General features: G+C 32.0%; 4 protein-coding genes. 3 read left to right on the top strand and 1 reads right to left on the bottom strand.

From position 1 onward, the window contains the following. Positions 1-287: 287 nt before the first annotated feature. Both Q0Q96_RS04710 and Q0Q96_RS04705 read left to right on the top strand, forming a co-directional pair. Positions 288-1559 (top strand): DNA cytosine methyltransferase, encoded by a 1272-nt coding sequence (locus Q0Q96_RS04710; RefSeq protein ID WP_293872080.1) that lies wholly within the window; start codon positions 288-290, stop codon positions 1557-1559. After that, a complete protein-coding gene (locus tag Q0Q96_RS04705; protein WP_293872079.1) occupies positions 1556-2629 on the top strand; it encodes an HpaII family restriction endonuclease in 1074 nt (357 codons plus the stop codon). Before Q0Q96_RS04710 ends, Q0Q96_RS04705 begins: the two co-directional genes overlap by 4 nt. A 193-nt stretch (positions 2630-2822) precedes the next feature. On the opposite strand, the gene Q0Q96_RS04700 is transcribed toward Q0Q96_RS04705, so the two are convergent. Continuing rightward, positions 2823-2990 (bottom strand): hypothetical protein, encoded by a 168-nt coding sequence (locus Q0Q96_RS04700; RefSeq protein WP_293872078.1) that lies wholly within the window; start codon positions 2988-2990, stop codon positions 2823-2825. 516 nt (positions 2991-3506) lie between these two features. Between Q0Q96_RS04700 and Q0Q96_RS04695 the strand changes: the two genes are divergently transcribed. Beyond that, a partial coding sequence (locus tag Q0Q96_RS04695) for a hypothetical protein (protein WP_293872077.1) occupies positions 3507-4058 on the top strand: 552 nt, incomplete at its 3' end.

Genomic DNA, 4058 nt, shown 5'->3' with positions numbered 1-4058 from the left:
GATTTATCTGAAAGGAAATTTTTAACTCAATAATTTGTTTATATTTGTAAAGGCTTGGTGCTAAATCGTCCGCAACATCGCAAAGCGCGCGAGACGTTATGAGTAAGCGTTCGAAAAATCGTATAAAAGAGACATTTTCATTTAAATTCAACTAAATCTTTCCGAAGTAATTAACAGGAAATTGTTAGAAAGTTATTGGACAACTTTAAGATTTTGGAGAAATGACATCACAAAAGATTTGCTAAATTGCGTACTTAATGTTGAAATGTAATTTTAAGAATCATATAATGAATTTAAAAGAAAAAATATCGCTTGAAGAAGTAAAAGGAAAGCAATTCAGAAATAGAATTGTAGAACCTGAATGTAATAAAGAAGCGGTGTTAACTCATTATTTGCACAATAGCAAAAATGGTGTTTCTCAATTTTACAAAAAAGATGCTTTAGATTTCACGGTAGAAATTTTACAAAATAAATATCCCGAAGAAACGATAACAAATTTAGTTGCAGAAGAAGCTTTGCAATATGGAATTTTCGACACGTTTTCTGTTCCATTTCCACCAACAGAAAATCCTAAATTTAAATTTATAGATTTGTTTGCTGGAATTGGAGGATTTAGACTTGCGCTACAAAATTTAGGTGGAAAATGTGTCTTTACAAGCGAATGGGACAAAGAAGCAAAGAAAACTTATAAAGCCAATTTTGGAGAAACTCCATTTGGCGACATCACTAAAGAAGAAACGAAAGCTTACATTCCTGATGGTTTTGATTTGCTTTGTGCGGGTTTTCCTTGCCAAGCATTTTCTATTGCTGGCAAACGTGGAGGCTTTGAAGATACACGAGGAACTCTGTTTTTTGATGTTGCTGAAATCATCAAACGAAAAAAACCAAAAGCGATTTTTTTAGAAAATGTGAAAGGCTTAAGAAATCATAATGGTGGAAAAACATTAGCTACAATCTTAAATGTTTTAAGAAACGATTTAGGTTATTTTGTGCCAGAACCTCAAATAATTAATGCTAAAGAGTTTGGTGTTCCTCAAAATCGTGAGCGAATTTACATTGTAGGTTTTAGACAAGATTTAGGAATTGAGACATTTGAATATCCTAAACCATTAGAAAAGAAAGTTTCATTTTCCCAAGTTAAAGAGAAAGTTGTTCCGCCTACAAAATACTTTTTATCTACTCAATATGTTCAAACATTGCTTAACCACAAAGCAAGACACGAAAGCAAAGGAAATGGATTTGGGTTTGCAATTATTCCTGATGACGGAATAAGTAATGCTATTGTTGTTGGAGGAATGGGACGAGAAAGAAATTTAGTTTTAGACCATAGAATTACTGACTTTACACCTACAACTCATATCAAAGGAGAAGTAAATCGAGAAGGTATTAGAAAAATGACTCCTCGTGAATGGGCAAGATTACAAGGGTTTCCCGATAATTATTTAATTCCAGTTGCTGATGCTTCCGCATATAAACAATTCGGCAACTCCGTTGCCGTTCCGGCAATTCAGGCAACTGCAAATAAGATTATAGAACTAATTGGTGTAAAACAAAAATGATAGCAGGAAACAAAGGCGAATGGAGTGAAATTTATGCTTTATTCAAATTGCTTGGCGACAAGCAACTATTTACTGGAGATGCAGACTTAAATAAAGTCGAAGAAATTTTCTATCCAATCATTAAAATTATCCGCAATGAAAGTGGTGGAAATTTTGAATATCAACTTGATGGAGATTTAGTAATAATTAATGGTGGTGTAGAAACTTTAAGAATTCCAGTAATAACTTTTTCACAGCAAGCTGTGAAATTATTAGCAAAAATTAAAGGCTCTACAGGTTCATTCAGTATTCCCGAAGTTGAAGCATTTATGACTTCTATAAACTGCCAATCTTTAAAAGCAAAAGCAACTTCTAAAACAGATATTCGCATTGTAATTCACGACCAAAGAATTAATCAAAATGCTGAATTAGGATTTAGTATTAAGTCGCAACTAGGTGGCGAAGCCACGCTTTTAAATGCTGGAAAAACTACAAATTTTATTTATAAAATTGAAAACTTCAATCCTACTCCAACTCAAATTAAAATTATAAACGAGATTGAAACAAGAAGTAAAATAAAAGACAGAATAGAGGAAATCAACAATTTAGGTGGTAACTTAAATTATGTCACTTTAGAAAATGATATTTTCAAAAATAATCTAGTTTTAATTGACAGCCTTTTGCCTAATATTTTATCCGAGATTTTAAAATCTTTTTTTACTTCAAACTTAAGTACAATTCAACATCTATCGGATAATGTAAATGCAGTCAATCCGTTAAAATATGATAATCAATTTGCACACACATTTTACGAATATAAAATCAAACGATTCTTAACTGATGTTGCATTAGGAATGATGCCTTCAAAAGTTTGGACTGGAATTTATGATGCAACTGGCGGTTATTTAGTAGTAAAAGAAAATGGAGAAATTCTCTGTTATCATATTTACAACAGAAACCAATTTGAAGACTATTTATTTGTAAACACAAAACTCGAAACTGCAAGTAGTACACGACATGAATTTGGAAAAGTTTATCAGCAGAATGGAGAATTTTATTTTAAATTAAATCTTCAGATTCGTTTTAAATAATAATGTTCTGATAAATAAAAACGCCTACTCATAACAGCGGTTACACGCAATTGCTGGTTTTTCGGTAAGTTGAACGTTTTATTTTCATAACTTCGTTCACGGTAGCAGAAAATACTCTGCTCCGAAAGCCGCAACTGCGTGTAGCCGCGGAACGTTATATGCAAGCTTCTCGGAAATCCTACAATTCAAGAACCTAATGCAACAGATTGGGAAATAAGTCCGAAATAACCAAATTGAGAATGGCAGAATCCAACAAGGCATTGTCATAATCGAACAAGACGTTGGCAGAATCGAACAAGGCATTGGCGCAATCGAATAAGGCATTGGCAGAATCGAACAAGACACCGGCAAAATCGAACAAGACGATGGCGCGACCGAAATAGACAATGTCCAAATCGAACAAGGAAACGTCTCAATCGAACTAGACAATGTCACAACAAAACAAAGCATGAGCGCAAGTGAAAAAGAAGATACACAACAGAAAACAAATAGAAGTGGCAAATAAAACTTACCAATAGAAGTACGAAGCCAGCATATAACAGCGGTTTTGCGATATTGCGGGTTTTGGGATTTATCTGAAAGGAAGTTTTTAACTCGATAATTTGTTTATATTTGTAAAGGCTTGGTGCTAAATCGTCCGCAACATCGCAAAGCGCGCGAGACGTTGTATGAAACCATTGAGCGACACGAAACGCTTAAATGAGAACTTAAAAAAACGTTTTTGGTAAAGAGAAAGGCTTACCACCTTTACAATTATGCGATTATTAGAGAAATCTGATTAATAATTTGTAGTTCAGTTAGTGTAAAATAGTATCTGAATATTTTATACTATCATCTATTCAGATAAAAAAACAATAATTTAAAAAATCAATTTATTATGAATTTAATTAGAAAACAAGCGAGAAAAATTGCAATAATGCTAAGTTTAAGTTTATTATTGATTAGTTGTAGTCAATATGATAGCGATTTCAAACAAACCAGCTCTAATGTTAAATCAGATCAAATGTTACAAAGAACAACTAATGAAAATGGTATTGACATATTTAAATCTATTTTCTTTGGTATAGGAAATTTGGCAAATAACGTTCAGCAGTTAAAAAGCCAAGTCGAATTAACAAACGGGCTTGGAGTTGATAAAAGAAAAGAAGTACTAGGGAAATTAGACACCTTAATAGAGGAAATAAATAATAAATATCCAACTTTTTTTGAGAATTTTAAGAAACAAATAACCAGTGGAGAACAATTACAAATTAAAATTGCAATTGAACAAGGTTCAATGATGATAAAAGAAAATATTGAAATTATTTTTCCTGAATTTACAAAAGTGTTTAAAAAAGTAAAGTCTGATATTTATACAGGTAAGTTAAAATTTAATGAGAATGATAATTTTAACGATTATGTCGACACTTTTCAAAAAGCGTATGATAAC

Origin of the sequence: Flavobacterium sp., from assembly GCF_025352015.1 — a bacterium.
GTDB lineage: Bacteria > Bacteroidota > Bacteroidia > Flavobacteriales > Flavobacteriaceae > Flavobacterium.
The sequence above is the reverse complement of the archived record's forward strand: the minus strand, read 5'-3'. Positions and strand labels throughout refer to the sequence as shown.